Origin of the sequence: Vulgatibacter sp., assembly GCF_041687135.1 — a bacterium.
Taxonomy (GTDB): domain Bacteria; phylum Myxococcota; class Myxococcia; order Myxococcales; family Vulgatibacteraceae; genus JAWLCN01.
On record NZ_JAWLCN010000011.1, the window covers coordinates 124,384 to 147,153 of the forward strand.

Annotated in this window: 16 protein-coding genes and 1 riboswitch; of the genes, 5 read left to right on the top strand and 11 right to left on the bottom strand. The window is 72.1% G+C overall.

The genetic code is table 11. From position 1 onward, the window contains the following. Window positions 1-125 precede the first annotated feature (125 nt). From ACESMR_RS20440 to ACESMR_RS20465, 6 genes are all read right to left on the bottom strand, one after another. The gene (locus tag ACESMR_RS20440) at window positions 126-2,387 is read right to left on the bottom strand and encodes a hypothetical protein (RefSeq protein WP_373048974.1); all 2,262 of its coding nucleotides are present in this window, start codon (window positions 2,385-2,387) and stop codon (window positions 126-128) included. A gap of 13 nt (window positions 2,388-2,400) precedes the next feature. Next, window positions 2,401-3,216, bottom strand: coding sequence for a YwqG family protein (locus ACESMR_RS20445; RefSeq protein WP_373048975.1), 816 nt, complete (start codon window positions 3,214-3,216; stop codon window positions 2,401-2,403). An 11-nt stretch (window positions 3,217-3,227) separates the two neighbouring features. Further along, window positions 3,228-5,309: a hypothetical protein gene (locus ACESMR_RS20450; RefSeq protein WP_373048976.1), complete on the bottom strand. Its 2,082-nt coding sequence runs from the start codon at window positions 5,307-5,309 to the stop codon at window positions 3,228-3,230. A gap of 210 nt (window positions 5,310-5,519) precedes the next feature. Next, on the bottom strand, window positions 5,520-6,359 hold the full coding sequence (locus ACESMR_RS20455; RefSeq protein ID WP_373048977.1) for an aldo/keto reductase: 840 nt from the start codon (window positions 6,357-6,359) through the stop codon (window positions 5,520-5,522). Next, window positions 6,356-6,880, bottom strand: a complete 525-nt coding sequence (locus ACESMR_RS20460) for a GNAT family N-acetyltransferase (RefSeq protein WP_373048978.1) — start codon at window positions 6,878-6,880, stop codon at window positions 6,356-6,358. Before ACESMR_RS20460 ends, ACESMR_RS20455 begins: the two co-directional genes overlap by 4 nt. Next, a complete protein-coding gene (locus tag ACESMR_RS20465) occupies window positions 6,880-7,338 on the bottom strand; it encodes a hypothetical protein (RefSeq protein WP_373048979.1) in 459 nt (152 codons plus the stop codon). Before ACESMR_RS20465 ends, ACESMR_RS20460 begins: the two co-directional genes overlap by 1 nt. 88 nt (window positions 7,339-7,426) lie before the next feature. Between ACESMR_RS20465 and ACESMR_RS20470 the strand changes: the two genes are divergently transcribed. The 3 genes from ACESMR_RS20470 (at window position 7,427) to ACESMR_RS20480 (ending at window position 13,751) form a co-directional block, all read left to right on the top strand. After that, window positions 7,427-11,656, top strand: coding sequence for an AAA domain-containing protein (locus tag ACESMR_RS20470; RefSeq protein ID WP_373048980.1), 4,230 nt, complete (start codon window positions 7,427-7,429; stop codon window positions 11,654-11,656). Window positions 11,657-11,803: 147 nt separating this feature from the next. Then, entirely contained in the window at window positions 11,804-13,351 is a 1,548-nt protein-coding gene (locus tag ACESMR_RS20475; RefSeq protein ID WP_373048981.1) for an ATP-binding protein, read from the top strand. A gap of 19 nt (window positions 13,352-13,370) precedes the next feature. Continuing rightward, on the top strand, window positions 13,371-13,751 hold the full coding sequence (locus tag ACESMR_RS20480) for a type II toxin-antitoxin system PemK/MazF family toxin (protein WP_373048982.1): 381 nt from the start codon (window positions 13,371-13,373) through the stop codon (window positions 13,749-13,751). A 1-nt stretch (window position 13,752) separates the two neighbouring features. Here ACESMR_RS20480 and ACESMR_RS20485 read toward each other — a convergent pair whose 3' ends face one another. Together ACESMR_RS20485 and ACESMR_RS20490 are read right to left on the bottom strand one after the other, a co-directional pair. After that, window positions 13,753-14,682: a hypothetical protein gene (locus tag ACESMR_RS20485; RefSeq protein WP_373048983.1), complete on the bottom strand. Its 930-nt coding sequence runs from the start codon at window positions 14,680-14,682 to the stop codon at window positions 13,753-13,755. 83 nt (window positions 14,683-14,765) lie between these two features. Continuing rightward, window positions 14,766-16,544, bottom strand: coding sequence for a hypothetical protein (locus ACESMR_RS20490; RefSeq protein WP_373048984.1), 1,779 nt, complete (start codon window positions 16,542-16,544; stop codon window positions 14,766-14,768). Window positions 16,545-16,648: 104 nt separating this feature from the next. Here ACESMR_RS20490 and ACESMR_RS20495 point away from each other — a divergent pair, with 104 nt between their 5' ends. Continuing rightward, window positions 16,649-17,200, top strand: coding sequence for a GbsR/MarR family transcriptional regulator (locus ACESMR_RS20495; RefSeq protein WP_373048985.1), 552 nt, complete (start codon window positions 16,649-16,651; stop codon window positions 17,198-17,200). Between the two features lie 38 nt (window positions 17,201-17,238). After that, entirely contained in the window at window positions 17,239-17,640 is a 402-nt protein-coding gene (locus tag ACESMR_RS20500; RefSeq protein WP_373048986.1) for a hypothetical protein, read from the top strand. Between the two features lie 4 nt (window positions 17,641-17,644). Here ACESMR_RS20500 and metF read toward each other — a convergent pair whose 3' ends face one another. The 3 genes from metF to ACESMR_RS20515 all read right to left on the bottom strand — a co-directional run bounded on the left by metF (window position 17,645) and on the right by ACESMR_RS20515 (window position 22,750). Beyond that, entirely contained in the window at window positions 17,645-18,559 is a 915-nt protein-coding gene (metF, locus tag ACESMR_RS20505) for a methylenetetrahydrofolate reductase [NAD(P)H] (protein WP_373048987.1), read from the bottom strand. Further along, window positions 18,556-22,074: a methionine synthase gene (metH, locus tag ACESMR_RS20510; RefSeq protein ID WP_373048988.1), complete on the bottom strand. Its 3,519-nt coding sequence runs from the start codon at window positions 22,072-22,074 to the stop codon at window positions 18,556-18,558. The genes metF and metH overlap by 4 nt, the downstream gene beginning before the upstream one ends. Before the next feature lie 39 nt (window positions 22,075-22,113). After that, window positions 22,114-22,234: riboswitch (SAM-I-IV-variant riboswitch) on the bottom strand. Between the two features lie 48 nt (window positions 22,235-22,282). After that, window positions 22,283-22,750, bottom strand: coding sequence for a hypothetical protein (locus ACESMR_RS20515; protein WP_373048989.1), 468 nt, complete (start codon window positions 22,748-22,750; stop codon window positions 22,283-22,285). Window positions 22,751-22,770: the final 20 nt, after the last annotated feature.

Below are 22,770 nucleotides of genomic sequence, written 5' to 3' on the forward strand. Positions count from 1 at the left end.
CAGGCCGGATCGATTCGCTATGCAGCCGCGCGATCGCGTGCGAGTGGGCAGGGCCTGACAGGAACGCCACGGCGCGCCGACGCATGCTTCGCGTCGGCGCGCCGTCGCTACCGAGTGCCTGCAGGTCAGGGCGCCGCGGTCGCCTGCAGGGTGAAGGTGGTCGACGCGGTGCCGCCGAGGATGTCGGTCAGCGTGGCGTTGAAGGCGTAGCTGCCCGGGGTGGCGCCGAGTACCACGGTGGTCTGGGTCAGCCCGTTCGCGTCGACGAGCGAGGCCTGCGCGTCGACGCTGCCGCCCGGCGTGCCTGCTTCCCAGGTGATCCGGGCGCCGGTGAAGGGCATGCCACCGAAGTCGGTGACCCGGAGGACGAGGGGCAGGGCGGGGGCGGTGCCCACGGTGGCGGTCTGGCCGTCGCCGTCGAAGAGGAAGAGGAAGGGGGGCACGGCGAGCGGCGGCGCCGCGGCGTAGATCTCCCGCAGGGCGAAGTTGCCCGCGTCGACGACGACGAGGTTCTCGCCGACCACTTCGACGTGGGTGGGGCCGTCGAGCCGTGCGCCGAAGGCGCCGTTGAAATCACCGCTCGAGCCCGGCTGGCCCGAGGCGCCGGAGATGCCGATGATCCGCCCCCACCGCTCGATGCGGCGGAGACGGTGGTCGAGCCGGTCGGTGACGAGCAGGTTGCCCTCGAAGTCGAGGGCGAGGCCGGGGACCGCGAGGAAGCGGCTGCCGGTGGCGACGATGTCGTTGCCGAGCTCGCCGGTGGCGCTGCCGGCGACGTGGACGAAGCTCCCGTCGGCGGCGACGCGGCGGACGATGCCGAAGGTCGGGCTGCCGACCGCCGTGCCGCAGATCTCCGCGGCGACGAAGGCATCACCCCCCGAGGCAAACGTGACGCCGCAGCCGGTCTTCGCGTCGCCGCAGGAGGCGACCGCCACCGCGCCGGTGCAGGCGGGATCGGCCTGGAGCCAGGTGCCGATGGTGGCGGTGGCGGGGTCGAGGCGCCAGATCCGGTCGCGCAGGTCGTCGCCGATGTAGACCGCGCCATCCCAGCCGATGGCGAGGGTGGTGAGGGCACCGAAGTTGGCGCCGCTGGCAGCACCGCCGGCGCCGTAGTCCGGTGCACCGGCAGCGCCGCCGCCGGCTGCAGCGGTCACCGTGCCCGTCATCAGATCGATCACCCGCACCACCGCGTTGTCCCGATCCGCCACGTAAAGCTCGGCGGTGGGCGTGAGCGCCACGTCGCTGATCGTACCGAAGGTGGCCTGCACCGCGGGGCCGCCGTTCCCGGCGGTGGTGCCGCAGGCGCCGCCGGCGATGGTTTCGACGAGGCCGGTGGTGGCGAGGCGATGGATCCTGCAGCCTTCCGCGAAGTAGACGTCCCCGCTCGCGGCGGCGGCGAGACCCGCAGGCTCGTCGATCTGCGCGTCGAAGCCGAGGCCGGGGATGCCGGTGCTGCCCCGGGTGAAGCTGCCGCCCACGACCGAATAGATCGCCTCGCTCCAGGGCGTGTCGACGGGGACCATCACCTCCACCGGATCGACATGGTCGGCGGAGAAGACGTAGTGGTACTCGCCCGGGAGGCGGGGGTTGCGGATCGCGAAGCGGGCGATGCCCACCGCGTCGGTGGTCGCAGTCACCTGGGGCAGACCGGTGCTCGCCGGCGGGCTCATGGTCACGAGGCGGTCGGGCACGCCGGCGCCCTGCGGGGTCTCGATCCGCAGGAGGAGCTCAGCCTGCAGCTCGAGGGGCCAGAGCGCCTGGATCGGCGAGTGGACCACCTGCAGCTCCCAGGAGGTGCAGGCGCCGTCCCAGCACATGCCGCCCGGGCAGTCGGTGCCGTTCTCCAGGGCGACGCCGGTGGCGTTGCACACGGGCAGGCCGCTGCCGCAGGCGACGATCCCCTCGGTGCAGGGGTTGGTGGGCGCGCAGGAGGCGCCCTCGGTGCAGGGGTAGCAGACGCCGCCGCTGCAGACCTGGTCGTCGCCGCAGGCGGTGCCGTCGGCCACGTCGTCGACGGCGACGCAGCTCGGCTCGTCGCCGGAGCAATCGATCGCGCCGACCTTGCACGGCTGCGCGGCGAGGTCGCAGCTTTCGTCGGGGATGCAGGCGGATCCACCGCCGGCGCCTCCCATGCCAGCGCCGCCGCCTGCTCCACCCGCACCACCAGCGCCACCGGCACCACCGGCACCGCCGCTTCCGCCTGCACCACCAGCGCCGCCCATTCCGCCGGCGCCGCCGCTGCCGCCGGTGCCACCGCTCCCACCGCTCCCACCGCTCCCGCCGTCACCGCCGCTGCCGCCGGGCCCTTCCACCTTCGGCTTCGCCGCCTCGGTGCCACAGCCTGCGAGCAGCACCGCGAGCAGCGCCCATCCGATCGTCCGCTTCATCCCTGTGACCCTTTCAGCCGCACTGTAGCGCGAGCTGCACCTGCGAGAAGTCGCCGCGGGCGAGATCCGCCGTGCGCGCGAGGAGGTAGAGCTTGCCGGATTCACCCCAACGCAAGCCGGCTTCGTCGTCGCCGTCGATCTGCCAGAGCAGCGTCCAGTCGGTGCTCGCCTCGTAGACGTCGTCCGGCAGGGGCGTCGGCGGACCGTCGCTGCAGTCGTGGCCGAGCGAAACCAGCTCCGCCTCGGGCCGCGGATCGTCCTGTTCCCAGGCGCCGTTGCCGCCGAGCCGGTGGGCAGGACCGCGGCCCCGGGTCATCTCCGCCTGCAGATCCCAGAAGGCGCACCACGCCGCGTCCTGCGCGAGGATCGAGGGCGGGATCTCGAGGTCGCCGATCGCGGGCAGGGTGAGCTCGAGCTCCGGCCGGAGGAGGCGCTGGGCGAGCTCGTCGCAGCCGGCGGGCGGCGCCACCGGAAAGGCGCCGCTGGGATCCGCCACGAACCGCAAGCTCCAGAAGGCGCGGTCGGCGGGGCTGTGCCCCGTCGGCATCGCATCGAAATCGTAGAAGAGCTGCAGGAGCCCGTGCTTCGGGAGAAGCAGCGGCGCTCCCGCCTCGTGCACCTCTTCCAGATCGATCTGGCCCACGAACCACAGGGGGCCATTGGGCGAGCAGGGCCAGCCGGCGCCTGGCGGCGCCAGCGGCCTGCCGCCGAGCCACGTCCTGCCCGATCGGCTCGTCGCCGGGACGAGGCGGAGCGCGCTCTTCACGAGCGGCTCGATCTCGTCGCGAAGCCTGGCCAGCGGCGGCGCGAAGGCGGGCAGGGCGTGCATCTTCGACTACCTCAGTGGATCGTGCGAACCGCGTAGTTGAGCGAGTCGGCGAAGACGATGTGACCGCCGTGCTGCGCCAGGGCGCGCGGGGTGGCGAGGCGTGCGCTGGTCGCAGGGCCCCAGTCCCCGGTGCTGCCGGAGATGGTGTCGCCGGCGAGGGTGGAGACGAGCCCCGTAGCTGCGTCGACACGGCGGAGGCGGTGGGTGGTGGGATCGGCGAAGATCACGTTGCCACCGGCGTCTAGCGCGACGTGCGGCGTGTTGCGCAGGTAGACGTCCGGGCCCGCGGCGCCGTCGAGGTCGCTGCCGCCGTCCCTGCCGACGTGGAGCGCGACGGTGCCGTCGCTCTTGTCGATCGAGAAGATCGCGGGCGTCGGCTGGCGCCCGTCGCCGCAGACCTCGCCAGCGACGAAGAGCACGCCGTCGCTGCGCACCTCGAGGCCGCAGCCCCATTCCATCTCGCTGCCGCAGCCGATCAGCGCCACGTCGGTGGAGCTGCACAGCGGCCTGCCCGGCGACCAGATCGCGCTGAGCACGCCGGACGAGGGATCCACCTCGGCGATGAGGTGCAGGCCGGACTCGCCGATGTAGACCATGCCGCCGCCGGGAGCCACGGCGACCTGTGCCGGGTACCAGAGGTCGGCGCCGGTGGCGGTGGCGGAGTCGCCGCGGCCGAAGATCGGCGTGGTGCCGCCGCCGGCGAAGGTGGTGGCGATGCCGGTGCCCAGATCGATCCGGCGCACGAGGCCGTTCTCGGCATCCGCGACGTAGAGGCTGTCCGAGGAGACGTCCACCGCCACGCTGTAGATCTGGTCGAAGGTGGCCAGGGTGGCGAGGCCGCCATCGCCAGCAGCGGGGCCGCAGACCGTGCCGCCGATCCACTCGAGGGCGCCTGCTGGCGTGAGCCGGAAGACGCGGCAGCTGTCGTCGGAGAAGTAGACGGTGCCGTCCGCCGCCACGTCGAGGCCCTGCGGCTCGCCGATCTGTGCGACGGGACCGGGGCCGGGGATGGGGCCGTTGCCCATGGTGTAGCCGAGGTTCACGAGGGGCAGGATGGTCCCGGCGGCGGGCTCGGTTGCCGTGGCGAAGAACTCGAGCGGCTGGGCGAGGCGCGGCGACAAGACGAGCCAGCGCTGCGGCTGCGCGGTGTCGCGGCCGAGGCGCAGATCGATGCGGATCCGGCCGTCGTCATCGGTGGTGGCGGCCTGCAGCGCTGCATGCGCGCCGGCGGGGGCCTCGACCGAGAGCGGGAAGTTCGGCACCGGCTGCCCGCCGTCGTCGGTGAGCCGGAGCACGACCGGCGCTGCGAGCTGCGTGTTGATCACACCGGTCTGGCTGTCGCCGCTCTCGAGGACCAGCTGGAAGAAGGGCGAGCAGACGCCGTCCGCGCAGCCGCCGGTCGCGCAGGGCGTGCCGTCCGGCACGGCGGCGCCGGTGTCGACGCAGACGCTGGCGCCGGTGTCGCAGCTGGTGGCGCCGACGTGGCAGCTGTTCTCGGGAACGCAGACCTCGTCTTCGACGCAGGCGAGGCATTCCCCGTCGCTGCAGACGGAGCCGTCGCCGCAGCTGGTGCCGTTCGCCACCGGGTCGCCTGCGACGCAGACCTCCTCGCCGGTGCTGCAGTCGACGCTGCCTTCGAGGCAGGGATTCTCGGGGGTGCAGCTGGCGTCGCTCGCGCACGCCACGCAGAGGCCCTCGTCGCAGACCAGGTCGTCGCCGCAGGAGGTGCCGTCGGGCTCATTGCCGACGCTGCTGCAGACGGTATCGCCATCGACGCACTCGGTCTCACCCACGAGGCAGACCACGCCGAGATCACAGGGGAGGCCCTCTTCGCAGCCGATGCTGCCGCCTGCGCCACCCTGGCCACCGGCCCCGCCGGCCCCGCCGGCACCGCCGTCGCCGCCGGTTCCACCGGTCCCGCCGCCCGTGCCACCGGTTCCACCGGTGCCACCCGTGCCACCGACACCGCCGGTTCCGCCCTGGCCGCCGGCGCCACCGGCGTTGCCGTTGGAGTCGGTGCCGTCGTTTCCACAACCGCTGCCCACGAGCGCAAAGAGCGCCAGCAGCGACAAGAGCCGCATCGTCGGTCGCATCGAGCCTCCCCCCCGGTACCCGGTGCGGGCACCGCCCTGCGCCGACCGTTCTGCCAAAGGGCAGTGCGAGGGAGGAGGTGCGAAAAACCGCACTCCTCCGCCAGCCGCGGGCCTGCTAGAGGTTCGAGTAGGGGGAAAGCATGCTGTTGTCGTTGATGCTTGCGGATGGGGGCGGCCTGCTCGGCTCGAGCGATCGAGCTGGCGAGGGTTTCACGCCAGGGCGTTCAACGTCTGCACTTCCTCCGGCGCCAACCGGATCCGTGCCGCCGCTGCGTTCGCTTCCAGGTGGCGCACCGACGAAGTCCCGGGGATCGGCAGCATCACCGGCGAGCGGTGGAGCAGCCACGCCAGCGCGATCTGCCGCGGCGTAGCTCCGTGCCCTGCGGCGATCCGCGCGAGCGGCCCGTCCTCGAGCCCCTCGACGTGGAGCGGCTTCCAGGGCAGGAAGCCGATCTCCTGCCGTTCGCACCAATCGAGCACCGCCTGCGAGCCACGGTCGGCGAGGTTGTACCGGTTCTGGACCGAGACGATCCGCGCCACCTTCACGCTGCGCTCGAGCTCCGGCACCTGGAAGTTGCTCACGCCGATGTGGCGGATCTTTCCCTCGCGCTGCAAATCGACGAGCGCGCCGAGTGACTCCTCCAGGGGCACGTCGGGATCCGGCGCGTGGAGCTGGTAGAGCTCGATCGTCTCGAGCTCGAGGCGGCGCAGGCTCCCCTCGCATGCCTGGCGCAAATGCTCGGGTCTGCCGTTGCGGCGCCACTCGTTCGGTCCCGGGCGGGTCAGCCCGCCCTTGGTGGCGATCACCAGCTGCGGCGGGTAGGGATGGAGCACCTCGCCGATGAGCCGCTCGGAGACGTCGGGGCCGTAGGAATCGGCGGTGTCGAAGAGGTCGATGCCGAGTTCGATCGCCCGGCGCAGGACCGCTTCCGCCTCCTTGCGATCGGCAGGCTCGCCCCAGATCCCCTCGCCGGTGATCCGCATCGCGCCGAAGCCGAGGCGGTGGACCTTGCGATCGCCCAACGTGAACGTGCCGCTCTGCTCGATCATCGCTGCTCCTCCGCTTCGCGGTCGACGTACCACAGGTCGTGGACGAAGCCGCCGTGCATCACCTGCCGGCCGGGCCGCATGCCGAGGCGCCTGGCCACCTGCTGCGAGGGCGTGTTCTCCGGCCGGATGAGCGCGTGCATGCGATCGAGCCCCAGCGTCTCGAAGCACCAGTGCACCACGGCTGCCGCAGCCTCGGTGGCGTAGCCCTTGCCCCACGCAGCGGTGGCGAAGATGTAGCCCACCTCGGTGAAGCGCAAACCCTCCTCCTCCTGCAGGAGGGGGCCGACCTGGCCGACGGGCCTGCCGGTCGACTTCTCGATGGCGAGCCAGTGGCCGTAGCCGTCGCGGGCGTAGCGGTCGAGGGTGCGCTGCATCCAGGCCTTCGCCTCGTCGCGGTCGTAGGAGGGCTTGGGCCAGAAGTGCATCACCTGCGGATCGGCGAGCAGGGAGGCGAGGAAGTCGAGGTCCTCCCAGGTGAATTCACGAAGGAGGAGCCGTTCGGTCTCGAGCTTGGTGGCCATCAATTCGTCCCGCACCGGTCGACCTGCTCGAGGACGAGCTTGCTCCGCCGGCGCACCGGATCGCTCTCCGAATAGCTGAGACCGTTGCAGACGTAGCGATCGAGCTTCTCGTCGTACATGTCGCTCTCCCGCCTGTCGTGGGTGCACGTGCCCTCGAAGAAGCCGCGCTGTGCCTCGCCCTCCCGCTCGCCGACGAAGAGGTGCTGGGTGGAGAACTGGCCCTCGTCGATGCGGAAGCGCAGGCGCAGATCCTCGAGCTCGATCTCCCACTGCACGCTGTCGCCCTGCTGCTTCACGTTCCGCGCCGGAAGACCGCGCTTCAGGGGCTCGAGCTCGTCGGGCAGCTCCTCCTCGTGCTCGATCCGCATCTCCCACGGGACGCTGCAATTGTCCCAGTCGAAGTCGTCGAGGCCGCAGCCTGCGACGGCGAGAAGTAGAAGGGCTGACCGGGCTTTCATCTCGACTCCCCCGCTGCACCAGCGGCGAAGCATACCACCGGCACCGCCGCCCAAGTTAGAGTGCGCTCTCGCCCGAACCGAGGATGCGATGCGCGACAACCGGATGCTCCAGCGGATGCTCGAGCGGCTCTACGCCGCCATCGGCAGCGGCCCCGCGATCAATTGCAGGCCGCACAACAGCCGCCAGCGGATCGACCTCTCGCTGGTCGCCCGCCTCGAGGGGACAGCGCCGCACGGGATCGTGGAGGCGCTGCTCGCAGAGAAGGGCGTCGCCAGGCTGAAGGCGGCGGTGCCGATGCCGCCGCCGCGGCGGGGCGACGAGCCGACGCCGGACGAGCTGCGGGCCACCGAGGCCTGGGAGCAGCAGCAGGGCGTGCTGGCCAAGCTGCGGAACATCGCCGACGACGCCCGCACCTGGGCGCAGGATCACGGCGCCCACGTGCTCCAGCTCGGCTACCCGCTCCTCCACGTGCCACCGGGATCGGTGAGCACCCGGCGCATCCTCGCCCCGCTCGCCTTCGTGCCGCTGCAGGTCACGGTGCGCACCGGCAGGGTGCAGGGCGTGGAGCTCGCTGCGGTGGGCGAGGGGATCGACCGCGTCGTCCCCAACGTCGCGCTCCTCGCCTGGGTGGAGCGGCAGACCGGCAAGAAGCTCGGCGAGCTCTTCCACGACGAGGAGGGCGCCGATCCCTGGCGCGAGCTCCACGAGATCGCCGCCGCCGTCGCAGGGGCCCTCGAGATCGAGGCGCCGCTCCTCCCGGCGCCCGGACAGCCGATCGTGCCCACTCGCCGCAGCGACGACGAGGACGGCGAGAAGGTGGCGCTGCTCCCCTCCGCCGTGCTCGGGCTCTTCCCGATCGCCTCCTTGGGCCTCATCCGCGACACCGAGGCGATGCTCCGCGGCGAGGTCGGCACCGAGGGGCCGGTGCAGAGCTTCCTCCAGGCGGGCATGGGCCTCGGCACCGCCGGCGCGGTGGCGCCGCCGGCAGCTGGCGAGCGGCTCGTGACCCGGGCCGATCCCTGCCAGGCCCGGGCGGTCCGGCTCGCCCGGGAGGCCAAGGGGCTCGTCGTCCACGGGCCGCCGGGGAGCGGCAAATCCCAGACGATCACCAACATCGTCGGCGACCACCTCGCCCGCGGCGAGCGGGTGCTCTTCGTCTGCGACAAACGCACCGCCCTCGACGTGGTCCACGACAGGCTCGAGCACCTCGGGCTCGGGCGCCTCTGCGCCGTGGTCCACGATCCGCAGCGGGACCAGCGCGATCTCTACCTCGGGATCCGCGAGCAGCTCGACGGCCTCGCCGAGGCGCCGGTCGATCCGCGGGCGGAAGCCGAGCTCGCGTCGCTCGAGGCCGAGCGCGCGAAGATCCACGCCGAGCTGGCGGCGCACCACGACGCGCTCCTCGGCGGTGAAAACGGCAAATCCTTCCACGATCTAGTCGGCGCGTGGCTCGCCGAGGAGGCGACCGGCGAGGAACTCGACGGCGTCGGCCTCGACGCGGTCGACGCCCACGACCGCGATCTGCGGGAGATCCTCGACCGCGGCGCGGCGGAGGGCTACGCGGAGAACCCGTGGCGCGAGGCGCTCGGCTCCGAACTCGGCAGCTACCTCGCAACGCCGGCGGCGACCTGGCAGGCGCGCCTCGGCGCTGCCGCAGAGGCGGCGCGGGCACTCGACGCGGCGCCTTCGACGCTGCCCTTCCCGGTGGCGGGCGACGTGGCCGAGGTGGCTGCGGCGCGCGAGGCGTTCGCCGAAAAGCTCGAGGAGACGCTGGGCGTCGCTGCGGTGGGCGACCTCGTCCACTGGGCGGCGCAGCCCCGGGAGGCGCGGGCGCAGGCCCTGGCGCAGCTGGTGGCGGTGGCGCCGCAGGTGGAGGAGGTCCGCAAGGCGCCGCTCGATCCGCAGCTTTCGCTGGTACAGCGGCCCGGCCCTGCGGACGCCGCGGTCTGGCTGGTGCGCCTGGTGAGCTGGCTGCAGGTCGCGCGGCGCTGGTACGGCTTCCTCTTCTTCGGCAGGCGCAAGGCGGCGCGCCTCGTGCTCGAGCGCTTCGGCTTCACGCCGGATCCGGAGGCGGGGGATCGCGTCGCGGCCTACCTGCACGGCATGCAGATCCGGCAGCAGCTCCACGCGGTGCAGCTGGCGCTCGCTGGCGGCGAAGCGGGAGCCGGCCTCCCAGCGGACGCGGCTCTCCTGCGTGGCGCAGATGCCCACCGGGCGGTGCTGCGCCTGCTCGCTGTGGTCGAGCAGACGGCGGAGCTCGCCGCGGATCGCGAGACGATCCCGGCGGGACTCGGGGATCCTGTGGCGCTCCTCGCGACGCTGCGCGCCGCGCCCGCCCGGGCAGCTGCGGTGGCGCGGGCCGAAGCCTCGCTCGCGGCCACGGAGCTCTTCGCTGCTGGCTGGCTCGACGGGGTGCGCCGCGACGTGCGGAGCGGCGGATCGATCGCAGAGCCTCTGGCCGCATTGGTACGGCGGCAGGGGAGCGTCGAGGGGCTGCTGCGCATGCGCCGCACCCTGGGGCTGCTGCCCGGGCCCCTCGCCGACGCGGCGCTGCAGCTGGTGACGGAGCGGCGGGGCACGGAGGAGGCGCTCTCGCTGCTGCGCAAGAGCGGCCTCGGCGAAGCGATCCGCGCGAGGCTCGCAGCGCACCCGCAGCTGGTCGAGCTCGACGCAGGCAGGCTGCAGGCCTCCCACGATCGGCTCCGCGCCCTGCACGACCGCAAGCAGGAGCTGGTGCGCCGCACCATCCTCCACCGCTGGACCGCGGTGCAGCGCGAGCGGCTCCTCGCCGCCACGGGGACCCGGCTGAACGGCGCCGGCACCGAGGTGCGCAGGCGGCTCATGCTCCGCGGCGAGCGGGCGATGCGGGTGCGGCAGGTGATCGCCACGGGCCAGGGGATCGAGGGCGGCGATCCGATCTTCGAGCTGCGGCCGGTCTGGATGGCGAGCCCGCAGACGGTGGCGCAGATCTTCCCGGCGGCGCCGATCTTCGACGTGGTGATCTTCGACGAGGCCTCGCAGTGCAGGCTCGAGGAGGCGCTGCCGGTGCTGCTCCGGGCGCGGCGGGTGGTGATCGCCGGCGACCCGAAGCAGCTGCCGCCCACGCGCTTCTTCGAGAGCGCGGTGGCGCAGAGCGAGGGGGCCTTCGAGGCCGAGGACGAGCAGGGGCTCTTCGAGGAGCAGCAGGCAGACGTCGAGGATCTGCTGGGTGCGGCCTTGAACCTCGAGATCGAGCAGAGCCACCTCGACGTGCACTACCGCAGCGCCAACGCGGACCTCATCGAGTTCTCCAACCACGCCTTCTACGAGTCGCGGCTCCAGGCAATCCCGGGCCATCCGAAGAACCGGGCCGAGGTGCCGCCGATCCGGCTGCTCCAGGTGGCGGGCACCTACGAGAAGCGGCAGAACCCCGCAGAGGCGAAGGCGGTGGTGGAGCTGGTGCGGGAGCTCCTCGCTGCGGAGGCGCCGCCGAGCATCGGCATCGCCTGTTTCAACCTCGCGCAGCGGGATCTCATCGCCGACGCGCTCGACGCTGCTGCCGCGGATGATGCCTCGTTCGCCACGCGGCTCGCCGCAGCGCGGGAGCGGCGGGGCGCGGGCTCGTTCGAGGGGCTCTTCGTCAAGAACCTCGAGAACGTGCAGGGCGACGAGCGCGACGTGATGATCGTCTCCACCACCTACGGTCCCGACGGGCGGGGGCGATTCTACCGGCGCTTCGGTCCCCTCGGCATGCCCGGCGGCGGCAGGCGCCTCAACGTGCTGGTCACCAGGGCCCGGCAGATGGTCCATCTGGTCACCTCGATCCCGCCCGAGATCTACCGGGTGCTGCCGCCGGTGGCGCAGGGGCAGCAGCCCAACGGCGGCTGGCTGCTCTTCTCGTACCTGAAGTACGCGGAGGAGCTCGCCGCCGCCTACGGCACGGTGGAGGAGGAAGGTTCCGCGTCGATGGAGGTGCGGCAGAGCCGCCGCCCCTCGGCGGTGGCCCAGGCGCTGGGCGCTGCGTGGGCCGAGGCGGGGCTCGCCGGCGAGGTCCACTGGGGCAACGACGGCTTCTGCGTCGACGTGGCGCTCCACCCGCCGGGCAGACCGCACGATGCGACGGGCGTGCTGGTGGACGGCAGCCGCTACGAGAAGGCGGACGACGCGGTGGAATGGGATCTCTTCCGCGCCGCGATCCTCGAGGGGCAGGGCTGGCAGCTGCAGCGGCTCTGGTCGCCTGCGATCTTCCGCGACCCTGCTGCGGCGGTGGCTGCGGTCGAGGTGGCGCAGGAGGTTCCCGCAGCGGAGCGGCGCGAGGCGCGGCAGACCTTGCACTGATCGCGCAGCTGGGTGTCGGAAGTGGCCTCGTCCCCCGGCCGGGAATAGAACCCAGCCGGGAAGTTGGTGTGCAGCCTACGGCTTCGGTGCGTACGATGCGGGCGACGACTGCGCCCCGGGGGGAGGGGCGGCAACTCCGAGGGGTCGATGTCCGGGAGGACGAAGCCAGATGGCGTGGGGCAGTGGGAGCTGGCTGCGCTCGCCGACAACATTGCCCAGCTCGCCTGGATCGCAGACGAGAGTGGCTGGATCTATTGGTACAACCGGCGCTGGCTCGAATACACGGGCATGGGCTTCGAGGAGATGCAGGGCTGGGGCTGGCGCAAGGTCCACCACCCGGATCACGTGAATCGGGTGGAGCAGAGGTACCGGACCTGCATCGAGAGCGGCGACGCCTGGGAGGACACGTTTCCCCTCCGGCGCCACGACGGCACCTACCGCTGGTTTCTCTCTCGCGCCAAGCCGATCCACGACGAGAGCGGCAAGGTGCTGCGGTGGTTCGGCACCAACACCGACGTGACCCGGCAGCGGGAAACCGAGGAGGCGCTGCGCCAGAGCGAGCACCGCTTCCGCGAGCTCGCGCAGGCGCTCCGCGAGGCGGACCGGCGCAAGGACGAGTTCATCGCGGTGCTCTCCCACGAGCTGCGCAACCCGCTCGCGCCGATCCGCAACGGCCTCTACGTGATCCAGCGGGCCCCGGGGACGGAGAAGGCCGAGCGCGCGCTCGGGATCATCGACCGCCAGGTGAGCCACATGGCCCACCTCATCGACGATCTGCTCGACCTCACCCGCATCTCCCGCGGGAAGATCCAGCTCAAGGTCGACCGGTTGGAGCTCGGCGAGCTGGTGCAGCGGATCGTAGAGGATCACCGCGACGTCTTCGACCGCGCCGGCACCTCGCTCGATCTGGTGCTGCCCGACGATCCGATCTGGACCAGCGGCGACGCCAACCGGCTCACCCAGATCCTCGGCAACATCCTTCAGAACGCAGCGCGTTTCACGGGCAGCGGCGGCAGCACCACCGTCTCCCTCGCCCGCGGGGCGGAGGGCTGGTCCGAGATCCGGGTGGCCGACACGGGGCAGGGGATCGCGCCGGAGCTGCTGCCCCACCTCTTCGAGCCCTTCGTGCAGGCGGACACCACCCTCGACCGCCGCAGCGGCGGGCTCGGCCTCGGGCTGGCGTTGGTGAAGGGCCTCGTCGAGATGCACGGCGGCGAGGTGAGCGCCGAGAGCCCGGGGGTGGGGCAGGGGGCAGCGTTCGTGCTGCGGCTGCGGGTCGAGTCCCCGGGAGCCGTCGAGGGCGAGCCGCTGGTGGCCGCGACCAACCAGCCCATCCCGCGCCGCATCCTCCTCATCGAAGACAACGTCGACGCCGCCGAGACCCTGCGCGACGTCCTCGACTTCGAAGGCCACCAGGTCGCGCTGACCCACAGTGGCGTGGAGGGGATCGCCTGCGCCAGGGAGTTCCGGCCCGAGGTGATCCTCTGCGATCTGGGCCTGCCTGGCATGGACGGCTTCCAGGTCGCGACGGCGATTCGCGGGGACCCCGAGCTCCGGGACGTCGTGCTGGCGGCCTTGAGCGGCTACGCCCTCCCCGAGGACGTCGAGAAGGCGAAGCAGGCCGGCTTCGACGAGCACATGTCCAAGCCGCCCGACCTCGAGGCGCTCAAGCAGCTGCTGGCACGGACGCCATAGCGCGCTATCCTCCGGCAGGATGAAAGACGACGCATCGCGCCCGGCGGAGGTCCTCCGCGGGGACGTCTTCTGGCTCGCCCCCGACGACAGCCGCGGCCCGGCCCCAAGCTATTCACATCCCCACGTCGTCGTGCAGGACGACCTCTTCAACCACTCGCGCATCACCACCGTGGTCGTCTGCGCGCTCACCTCGAACCTCCACCGCGCGACCGAGCCCGGCAACGTGCTCCTCGAGCCCGGCGAGGCGAACCTCCCCCGCCAGAGCGTGGTGGTGGTGTCGCAGATCAGCTCGGTGGAGAAGGCCCGCCTCGGCGAGCGGATCGGCTCGCTCTCCGAGCGGCGGGTGGAGCAGATCCTCGCGGGCCTTCGCTTCCAGCAGGTCTCCTTCTTCCGGCGCTGATCTACTGGCAGACGCGGACGCGCACCCCGTTGCCCAGCTCGGGTGCGTCGCGCCAGGTGCTGCCGCAGAAGAGGCCGGCGGGGCAGGGGACCTCACCCTGGCCCTGCACGTCGCAGACGTAGTGGCAGGTGCTGGAGACGCAGGCCAGGGTGCCGGTGTCGTCCCAGCAGAAGCCGGGGCCCTCGATCTCCGGCTGGCAGCTCTCGAGGTGCATGCGGAGATCGCCGCAGAGGCCGATGCCGTTGCCGAAGTAGCTGTCGGCGCACTGCCAGGGCGACTGGCAGGCCACCTCCTCGGAGCAGAGCGGCACGCAGACCGCATAGGACTCGCCGCCGACGCACTCGAGGTTGGGGGCGCAGGGGCCGTAGTCGACGCCCATGGCGAAGCAGACCTCCCAGGGGCCGATGCCGTCCTTGGTGCATTCCCGGCGCGGGTTGCAGGCGAAGCCGGCGGGGCAGTCGCCGCAGTCGATCTCGTGGGCCTCGCCGCAGCGATCGGTGCCCATGCCCCTGCCGCACTGCCATTCGAGCGCGGCGCAGATCCCCTCGATCGATTCGGCGCGGCACTCACCCTCGCCGCAGACGTTGCGGACCTCGGCGCCGCAGCTCTGGTCCGCCGGGCAGCTCCCGGCGCCGCAGTCGATCACCCGCCGGTTGCCGCAATTGTCGGCGGCGGCGAGGAAGCCGCAGCTCGCGCCGTTCCGCTCGCAGAAGGCGGCGTCGCCCTCGAAGGCGCAGAAGCAGGTGCTCGCCGGCTCGCAGCCGTTCGACATGTCGGCGTCGCAGTCGACCGCGTCCGTGTCGCAGACGCAGAGCCCCTCCTCGCAGACCTGGTTGACCGCACAGCCCTCCTCGCAGGTGGGCGCAGCCTTCTCCCCGCCGCCGCAGGCGACGAGGAGGGCGAGAGGAAGCAGGAGCAGAAGGCTGCGCATCGGCACTCCGGGGGTGGTGCGTGGTTGTGAAGTTCGAGGCTACACGAGCCGGCTGCGGCGGGGCACCAAGAAGGTGCCGGCGATCAGCTGCCGTCCGGGAGCTGCAGCTCCCTGCCGAACCGATCGCGGAAGCGCTGCTGCAGATCGGCGAGGGCCTCCGCCTTGCGCTGCAGCTGGTAGATGCGCGCGAGCTCGCGCCAGGCGTGCTCGCCCTCGGGCTCCAGCTCGATCGCACGGCGCAGGTGCTGCTCGGCGCGCGCAGGACCGCGGTTCAGGTGGGCCGCGAGAAAGTGGGCCCAGGGCAGCTCGTCCCAGGCCGCGAGGGCCTCGTCGCAGCGGGCCCGGGCTGCGGCGAGGTTGCCGCGGCGCAGCGCCAGATCGCAGCGCACCACGAGGAAACCCGGCGCCTTCGGGTAGCGCGCGAGCCCCTCGCGCACCGCTGCTTCCGCCTCGCGGAGCTTGCGGGCGGCGGCGAGCTGCAGCGCGTCGCGCACCGCCGCCACGTAGGTCGCCTCCTCTGCGGCGGAGACGGTGCCCGGCGTGAGGCCGAGCTGCCTGCGGGTGGCGAGGCTCCAGCGCCGCACCTCCGCCGGCGCCGGCCCCTCGCCTGCGCGCGCCGCCGCAGCCTCCGCGCGGCTCACCTCGTCGAGCCGCATGTACTGCACGGCGAGGCTGGTCCACGCCTGCTGCTGCTCCCTCTCGCCCAGGGCGAGGCGGGCCTGCTCGAGGGCCTGTGCGGCGCCGGCGCGATCACCCTTCTCCATGCGCCCCTCGGCGAGGACGAGCCAAAGATCGGGATCGGCGGGCGCCGCTGCCACCGCGCGACCGCAGACCTCCTCGGCGACGGTGCTCGCCCGCAGCGCCACGTGGCAGGCGAGGAGCTGCACCTGCGGGTGCGTCGGCGCCGCGTAGGCGAGCGGCGCGAGCACGCTCCAGGCCTGTGACCACTTCGCCTCGCCGACGAGGCGGCGGGCCTCGTTGTAGGTGGCTGCGTCGTCCGGCGCGAGGGGGACGAAAAACTGCTGCGTCTCGCCCACCGAGGCCCGCCGTAGCTCCGCGAGGGCCTCGGCATCGAGGTCCGGGGCGGGCCTTTCAAGGATTGCCTCGAGGGCCTCGTGCCAGGCCTTGCCGAAGTTGGGCCGGTGGGCGAGGCCGAGCTCGATCAGCTTCCGGTTCGTCCCGCCGATCTCGGTGCGCTCCGGGGCGTAGAGCGGATCGAGGAGGTCGTCCTCCCGTCCCCGCACGTGGACCGCGCCCAGCGTGTGGGCCCACTCGTGGAGCAGGACCACCGTCTCCTTGTGCTGCTTGCGCTGCCGGTAGAGGCCGGCCTTCTCGCCCTCGCCAATCAGGTCGAAGGTGGCGTCGAGGGCGGCGCTCTCCGCTGCGTCGTCCATGGCCCGGAGGACGAAGTGGCGGGAGAGGGGGCGGGCCATGCCCAGCTCGTGGAGGGAGGCGGTGACGGTGGGCAGCGCGCCGGTGAAGCCGAGCACCCAGTCGACGTCGGTGCCGCGATCGTGGGCCTCGAGGGCGGCGAGTACGTCCGCGAGGCGATCCGATCCGCCGGCGCCCTGCCACGGGACCACGTCGACCACCTGCAGGCGCACGCCGAACCACGCCGCGGTGAGGACGCTGGCCCGCTCGACCTGGGCGCGGGCCCGCTCCCGCCAGCGCAGGACCTCCTGTTGGTAGGCGGGATCGGCGTGGATGCGGACCCGGGCGGTGCGGACCTCGCGGCGCGGGGCTGCTGCGGGGACCAGCTGCGCCGCCCGCATCTCGCGGGCCTTGCGCTCCTGGTAGGCGATGGGCGTCTCGGCGCAGCCGGCGAGGAGCGCCAGGGCGAGGAGGGCGAGGAGAAGGCGCATGGTGGGGGCATCGTACGCGAGGCAGGCGCTTGTTGTGAACGCGCCTCGCACGCCTCGCATCCGTTGCGCCCGGCGGCACTGCTTTGGGCTATGGTGCCCGGCGCATGGGCGCCAAGCGGGACGATCGGCAGGCGGAGGCGGAGCTCCTGGTCGCGGAAGCGGTCGGAAGGCTCATCGAGTTCTGGGGCTTCCGGGCGGTGCTGGGGCGGATCTGGGCGATCCTCTACCTGAGCGAGAAGCCGCTCTCCGCCTCCGAGCTCTGCGATCGCCTCTCCATCTCCACCGGCGCCGCCTCGATGTCGCTCGCGGAGCTCGAGCGCTGGGGCGTCGTGCTCCGCCACCGCCCGCCCGGCGAGCGGAAGGATTTCTTCGAGGCGGAGACCGACATCTGGAAGATGGTCTCCCGCGTCTACCGCGAGCGCGAGCTGGTGCAGATCGAGCGGGCGCTGGAGTCGTTCGCGCAGGCAGCGGAGCTCTTCGATCTCTCCGCGAAGATCGGCGACGCGCAGGGGCGCCGGGCGGGCCGCTTCGGCCGCGAGCGCACCGCCAACCTGGTGGAGTTGGCGAAGCTCGGCAGGTCGCTGATCGGCGGCCTGGTGGAGCGGGGGCGGGTCGATTTCACGCCGCTGCTCAGCTGGACGCGCCGGCCGAAGTGAGGCTCGCGCCGGGGCGGGCGCGTGCGCAAGCTCGAGGCATGAGCCGGATGCGCAAGGCAGCTTTGGTCCTCGTGGCGGTGGTGGGCCCCGGAGCGGCGGCGGCCGGCTCGGGCGTCGGCGTGTACGGCGCCGGCTCGGGGGTCGGGGTATACGGCGCCGGCTCGGGGGTCGGGGTGTACGGCGCCGGCTCGGGCGTCGGGGTGTACGGCGCCGGCTCCGGGGTCGGCGTGTACGGCGCTGGCTCGGGCGTCGGGGTCTACGGCGCCGGGTCGGGCGTCGGGGTGTACGGCGGCGAGGAGCTCGTCGTGCAGCAGTTCGGCGGGCGCGAGTTCCTCGTGCTGCGCTCCGGCCCGGGGATCGCCTTCGCGCCGCTCGATGGCGAGGAGCTCGATCTCGACGAGCACGCCGAGATCGCCGAGGAGCTCGCCGAGCTGCCGTGAGCTTTCAGCGAAAAGACACCCGCGCAGCGAGCCGCTGCGACGCGAGAACCCGCTTCGCGAGGTCACTCCGGTTGAGCGTGAAGAAATGGATCCCCGGCGCTCCGCGCTCGAGGAGCTCGGCGCATTGCTCGGAGGTGTGCTCGACGCCTGCCTGCCGCGCCGCCTCCGGCGCGTGCTGGTAGCGCTCGAGCTGGAGCTGCAGACGCCGCGGCACGGTGGCCCCGCACTTCCTGGTGAACCGCTCGATCTGCTCGTAGGAGGTGACCGGCATGATCCCCGGCACGATCGGGACGAAGATCCCCGCGCGCCTGCAGCGCTCCACGAAGTCGAAGTAGAAGGCGTTCTCGAAGAAGACCTGGGTCACGAGGAACTCGGCGCCTGCCGCCACCTTGGCGCGGAGATGGTCGAGGTCGGCGGCCTTGCTCTCGCTCTCGAGGTGGCCCTCCGGGTAGCAGGCCGCACCGATGCAGAAGGGCGCGCTGCTCGCGCGGATGAAGCGCACCAGGTCGCTGGCGTGGGCCAGCTCGCCGGGGCGGGGCTCGTAGTGCGTTTCGCCTGCCGGCGGATCGCCGCGCAGCGCGAGCAGATCCTCGACGCCCTCGTCCCGCAGGCGCCGCAGCAGATCGTGGAGCTCGGCCCCGTCTTGGCCGCTGCAGGTGAGGTGGGCGAGCACGCGGACGCCGCGCGCCTGCACGAGCCGCGCGGTCTCCAGCGTGCCTTCGTGGCTGGAGCCGCCGGCGCCGCAGGTGACCGAGACGTAGCCCGGATCGAAGGGCTGCAGGTCGTCCAGGGTGTGCGCGAGCTGCGCGGCTCCCTCCGAAGTGCGGGGCGGAAAGATCTCGAAGGAGATGCACGGCGCGCGATCGAAGAGCCGCTCGCGCACACTGGAAACGGCAGGTGTGACGTGCTGGAGGATCACCGCGCCACCCCCAGCCTGCCGCCCTCGTCGACCTCCGCCTCCACCGAGAAATAGCTCGCGTCCGGGTGGTGGAAGACGAGGGCGGAGACGCTCGCCTCCGGATCCATCATGCAGCCGTCGGTGAGCTCGACCCCGATCTGTGCGGGCTTCAGCAGCTGGAAGAGGAGCCGCTGATCCTCGAGGTCGGGGCAGGCCGGGTAGCCGAAGGAGTAGCGCTTGCCTCGGTAGGCGGCGCGGAAGCGATCGCGCATGGTGAGCTCCGGCGCGTCGGGAAAGCCCCATTGCGCACGCAGCTCGCCATGGATCCACTCCGCCGCTGCCTCCGCGGTCTCCAGCGCCAGCGCCTGGAGCACGTGACTCTTCAGGTAGGCCCCCTTCGCCTTGAGCGCTGCGGCCCTGGCCCGGATCCCCTCGCCGGCGGTGACCACGAAGAGGCCGATGGTGTCGCTCCGCTCCGCGAGGTCGGTGAGGCAGAGGCCGCCGTCGCGCTGCTGCCGGGGAAAGGTGAAGGTGCCCGCCCATTCGCCGCGCTCGTCCGCGAGGTGCAGGCAATTGCCTTCCGCCTCCACCCGGGCGAAGCGGTAGACCGCCCGGGCGTGCATCCAGCCGTCCCTGCACGCGGCCTTCACCTCGTCCACCACGCCGCGCAGCTCGAGCGCCTTGCGGCCGAGCTCCGTGCGCTGCAGCTCGGCTGCAGGCAGCTCCTCGATCTGCCGCACCAGCCGGCCCTTGAGCCCGAGGTGGCGCCCGTAGAGCATCATCGGGTTGACGTAGCGCCAGATCGCATCGAGGGGCAGCTCGCGGAGGACGTGGCGGCAGAGGTCCGGCGGCGTGGGCAGCTCGTCGAGCGGGCGGATCTCGCGGGAGCGGCGGGTGGAGACGATCGGGCGGGCGCGCCGCGTGGGCACCTCGGGGGAGGCGGCGCGCCGCGGGCGCTCGGTCGGAGCGCCGGTCAGGATCCCGCGCGCCAGCTCGAGGCCCGCCATCGCGTCGGGGGCATAGGCGACGGGCCCGTCGTAGGCCGGGGCGATCTTGCGCTCGACGAAGGCCCGGGAGAGCGCGGCGCCGCCCACCAGCAGCGGCAGGGCGATCCCCGCCGCACGGAGGTCGGTCGCCGTGGCCACCATCTGCTGCGCGCTCTTCACCAGCAGGCCGGAGAGTCCGATGGCGTCGGGCGCGTGTTCGCGCACCGCGGCGACGAGGCGCTCCGGCGGCACCTTGATCCCGAGGTCGATCACCTCGAAGCCGTTGTTGGCGAGGATGATCTCGACGAGGTTCTTGCCGATGTCGTGGACGTCGCCCTTCACCGTGGCGAGCAGCAGCCTGCCGCGGGAGCCGATCGCCGCCTTCTCCATGTGCGGCTCGAGGAAGTCCACCGCCGCCTTCATCACCTCGGCGCTCTGCAGCACCTCGGCGACGATGAGCTCGTTCCTGCCGAAGAGCCTGCCGACCTCGTCCATGCCGGCCATGAGCGGCCCGTTGACGATCGAAAGCGCGTCCTGCGTCCGCAGCTTCTCGGTGAGATCCTCGAGGAGCCCGGCGCGGCTCCCCTCGATCACGTTGCGGGCGATGCGCTCGTCGATGGGAAGCAGGTCCCGGTCGTTCGCGCGTACTGCGCTCTTGCGATCGCGGAAGCGGGCGGCAAAGGCGGCGACCGGATCCGCGCCCCTGCCGTGGAGCAGCTCCTCGGCGAGCCGGCGTTCCTCCTCCGGAATGCTGGCGTAGCGCTCGAGCTTCTCGGTGTTGACGAGGGCAAGGTCGAGGCCCGCCTGCACGCAGTGGTAGAGGAAGACCGAGTTCAAGACCTCGCGCCCCGCATCCGGCAGGCCGAAGGAGACGTTGGAGATGCCGAGCACCGTCTTCGAATGCGGCAGCTGCTCCTTGATCCGACGCACGCCCTCGATCGTCGCCGGGCCCGAGCCCAGGTAGGCCGCATCGCCGGTGGCGCAGGGGAAGACCAGGGGATCGAAGTAGAGATCCTCGGGGCGCATCCCATAGCGCGTGGTGAGGAGCTCGTGGCTGCGCAGCGCGACCTCGAGCTTGCGGGCGGCGGTGGTCGCCATGCCCTGCTCGTCGATGCAGCCGACGACGAGGGCGGCGCCGTAGCGGCGGGCGATCGGCGCCACCTTCGCGAAGCGCTCCTCGCCATCCTCGAGGTTGACCGAGTTGATGATCGCCTTGCCCTGCAGGTGGGTGAGCGCGCGCTCGATCACCACCTCGTCGGTGGAGTCGATCATCACCGGCGCCTTGATCGTGCGGGTGAGCCGCTCGAGGAAGGCGTCGGTGTCGGCGAGCTCGTCGCGGTCGGGGTTGGAGAGGCAGACGTCGACGATGGCGGCGCCGCCCTTCACCTGCTCGCGGGCGATCTCCGCCGCCTCCTCGAGCAGCCCCTCGGCGACGAGCCGCTTGAATTTGCGGGAGCCGATCACGTTGGTGCGCTCGCCGACCAGGATGGGGCGCTTCTCCTCGGTGACCTCGAGGAGCTCGAGGCCGGAGAGGGTCGAGGTCGTGCGCGCCGCGGGCGCACGCGGCTGCAGCCGCTGCGCCATCGCGGCGAGCGCCTGCACGTGCGCAGGGCCCGTGCCGCAGCAGCCGCCGACGAGGTTGAGCCAGCCGTTCTCGCCGAAGCGCTGGAGAACCAGGGCGAGGGCCTCGGGCGTCTCGGAGTAGCGGCCCTCCTCGTCCGGCAGGCCGGCGTTGGGCACGCAGGCGATGCGGGTGCGGGAGAGTGCGGCGAGCGAGCGGATGTGGTCCGTCATGAAGAGCGGGCCGGTGGCGCAGTTGAGGCCGAGGTAGAGGAGCCCGATGTGGTCGAGCGCAGCCGCGAGGGCCTCCGCGGTCTGGCCGGCGAGCATCGTGCCCATCGGCTCGATCGTGGCGGAAACGGCGACGGGCAGCTTCGGCTCGAGATCCACCTGGGCCTGCTCGATCCCGAGGAGCGCCGCCTTGATGTTGCGGGTGTCCTGGCAGGTCTCGACGAGGAAGTAGTCGACGCCGCCCTCGTGGAGCGCGCGGGCCTGGATGCGGAAATGCTCCACCAGCTCGGCGAAGGTGATGCTCGTGGTGAGCGAGAGGGCCTTGGTGGTGGGGCCGATGCTGCCCGCCACCCAGCGCGGCCTCTCCCGCGTCGCGTGGGCATCCGCCGCCTCCCGGGCGAGCTGCGCTGCGGCGCGGTTGATCCCCTCGGCCTCGTGGGCGATCGCGAACTCACCGAGGACCAGCGGCGTGCCGCCGAAGGTATTCGTCTCCACGATGTCCGCGCCGGCCTCGAGGTAGCTCGCGTGGATGCCGCGCACGACGTCGGGGCGGGTGAGGACGAGGCGCTCGTTGCAGCCCTCGTACGGCGCGCCGCCAAAGTCCGCGGCGGTGAGCCCGGCCTGCTGGAGCTGCGTCCCCATGGCGCCGTCGAGGACGAGCACACGGGTCGCGAGGGCCAGGCGGAGCGCCGTGAGCCGGTCGGAACGAAGCTGGATGGACGAGGAACGATCGAGACGGATGGATGGCGTCGAAGCCACGTGCAGACCCTCATTCCCGGATGCCGAGGAGGGCCTCGCTCCGGACGCTTGGATTGCCCTGGCCACCAGAGCCAGGACCGCATCGTTCAAGACACCTTGGAGGTCCGTCTCCAGGTTGTCGGGCCCGCGCCGGAAGGCGGGGCCGCTCTTGATGCAGGGCGAAGTAGAAGGTCGGCGGAGCCGATCTGTCAAGCGGGTCGCTGCCGCCTCACTCGACGGCGCAGACCTCGAGTTCACCGACGTCGATCGTCACGGGCCGATCGGCACCATCGAAGGTGGCGGTCAGCGAGCACGTGTAGCGGGGGAGGTCGCCGAACTCGCCGGACGGAACCAGCGTGCGTGAACACGTGCCCTCGGCTTCGACCCAGCGACCGCCGTCGCCCTCCCCGTGCGGGAGGTAGAGCTGCTGCGGAGGGAAGACACCCTGTTCGATCCGCAGGTCGACGGCCTCGCCGTGCCAATGGGTGGCGCGCCAGGTGACGCTCGTCTCCTCTACCTCTTCGAACGCCTCGACCCCCCAGCCTGTGGCGATCCAACGGCTGACGGGATCCGAGTTCTCGACGGTCATCGTCGTCGTGAGGTGGCAGTGCTGCGTGTACTCGCCATCGCCGAGCTGGTTGTCGTCGGCGCCGCAAGCGGCGAAGAGGAGGGGAAGGGCCCACGCGATTCGGGTCATCAGTCGCTCCGTGACAGCAG

Bases quoted from the DNA above. Each gene is read 5' to 3' on its own strand.
- ACESMR_RS20485 (WP_373048983.1), bottom strand. From the start codon at position 14,682: ATGCGCAGCCTTCTGCTCCTGCTTCCTCTCGCCCTCCTCGTCGCCTGC.
- ACESMR_RS20450 (WP_373048976.1), bottom strand. From the start codon at position 5,309: ATGCGACCGACGATGCGGCTCTTGTCGCTGCTGGCGCTCTTTGCGCTC.
- ACESMR_RS20495 (WP_373048985.1), top strand. From the start codon at position 16,649: ATGGGCGCCAAGCGGGACGATCGGCAGGCGGAGGCGGAGCTCCTGGTC.
- ACESMR_RS20515 (WP_373048989.1), bottom strand. From the start codon at position 22,750: ATGACCCGAATCGCGTGGGCCCTTCCCCTCCTCTTCGCCGCTTGCGGC.
- ACESMR_RS20465 (WP_373048979.1), bottom strand. From the start codon at position 7,338: ATGAAAGCCCGGTCAGCCCTTCTACTTCTCGCCGTCGCAGGCTGCGGC.
- ACESMR_RS20455 (WP_373048977.1), bottom strand. From the start codon at position 6,359: ATGATCGAGCAGAGCGGCACGTTCACGTTGGGCGATCGCAAGGTCCAC.
- ACESMR_RS20480 (WP_373048982.1), top strand. From the start codon at position 13,371: ATGAAAGACGACGCATCGCGCCCGGCGGAGGTCCTCCGCGGGGACGTC.
- ACESMR_RS20490 (WP_373048984.1), bottom strand. From the start codon at position 16,544: ATGCGCCTTCTCCTCGCCCTCCTCGCCCTGGCGCTCCTCGCCGGCTGC.
- ACESMR_RS20460 (WP_373048978.1), bottom strand. From the start codon at position 6,880: ATGGCCACCAAGCTCGAGACCGAACGGCTCCTCCTTCGTGAATTCACC.
- ACESMR_RS20470 (WP_373048980.1), top strand. From the start codon at position 7,427: ATGCGCGACAACCGGATGCTCCAGCGGATGCTCGAGCGGCTCTACGCC.
- ACESMR_RS20440 (WP_373048974.1), bottom strand. From the start codon at position 2,387: ATGAAGCGGACGATCGGATGGGCGCTGCTCGCGGTGCTGCTCGCAGGC.
- ACESMR_RS20445 (WP_373048975.1), bottom strand. From the start codon at position 3,216: ATGCACGCCCTGCCCGCCTTCGCGCCGCCGCTGGCCAGGCTTCGCGAC.
- ACESMR_RS20475 (WP_373048981.1), top strand. From the start codon at position 11,804: ATGTCCGGGAGGACGAAGCCAGATGGCGTGGGGCAGTGGGAGCTGGCT.
- ACESMR_RS20500 (WP_373048986.1), top strand. From the start codon at position 17,239: ATGAGCCGGATGCGCAAGGCAGCTTTGGTCCTCGTGGCGGTGGTGGGC.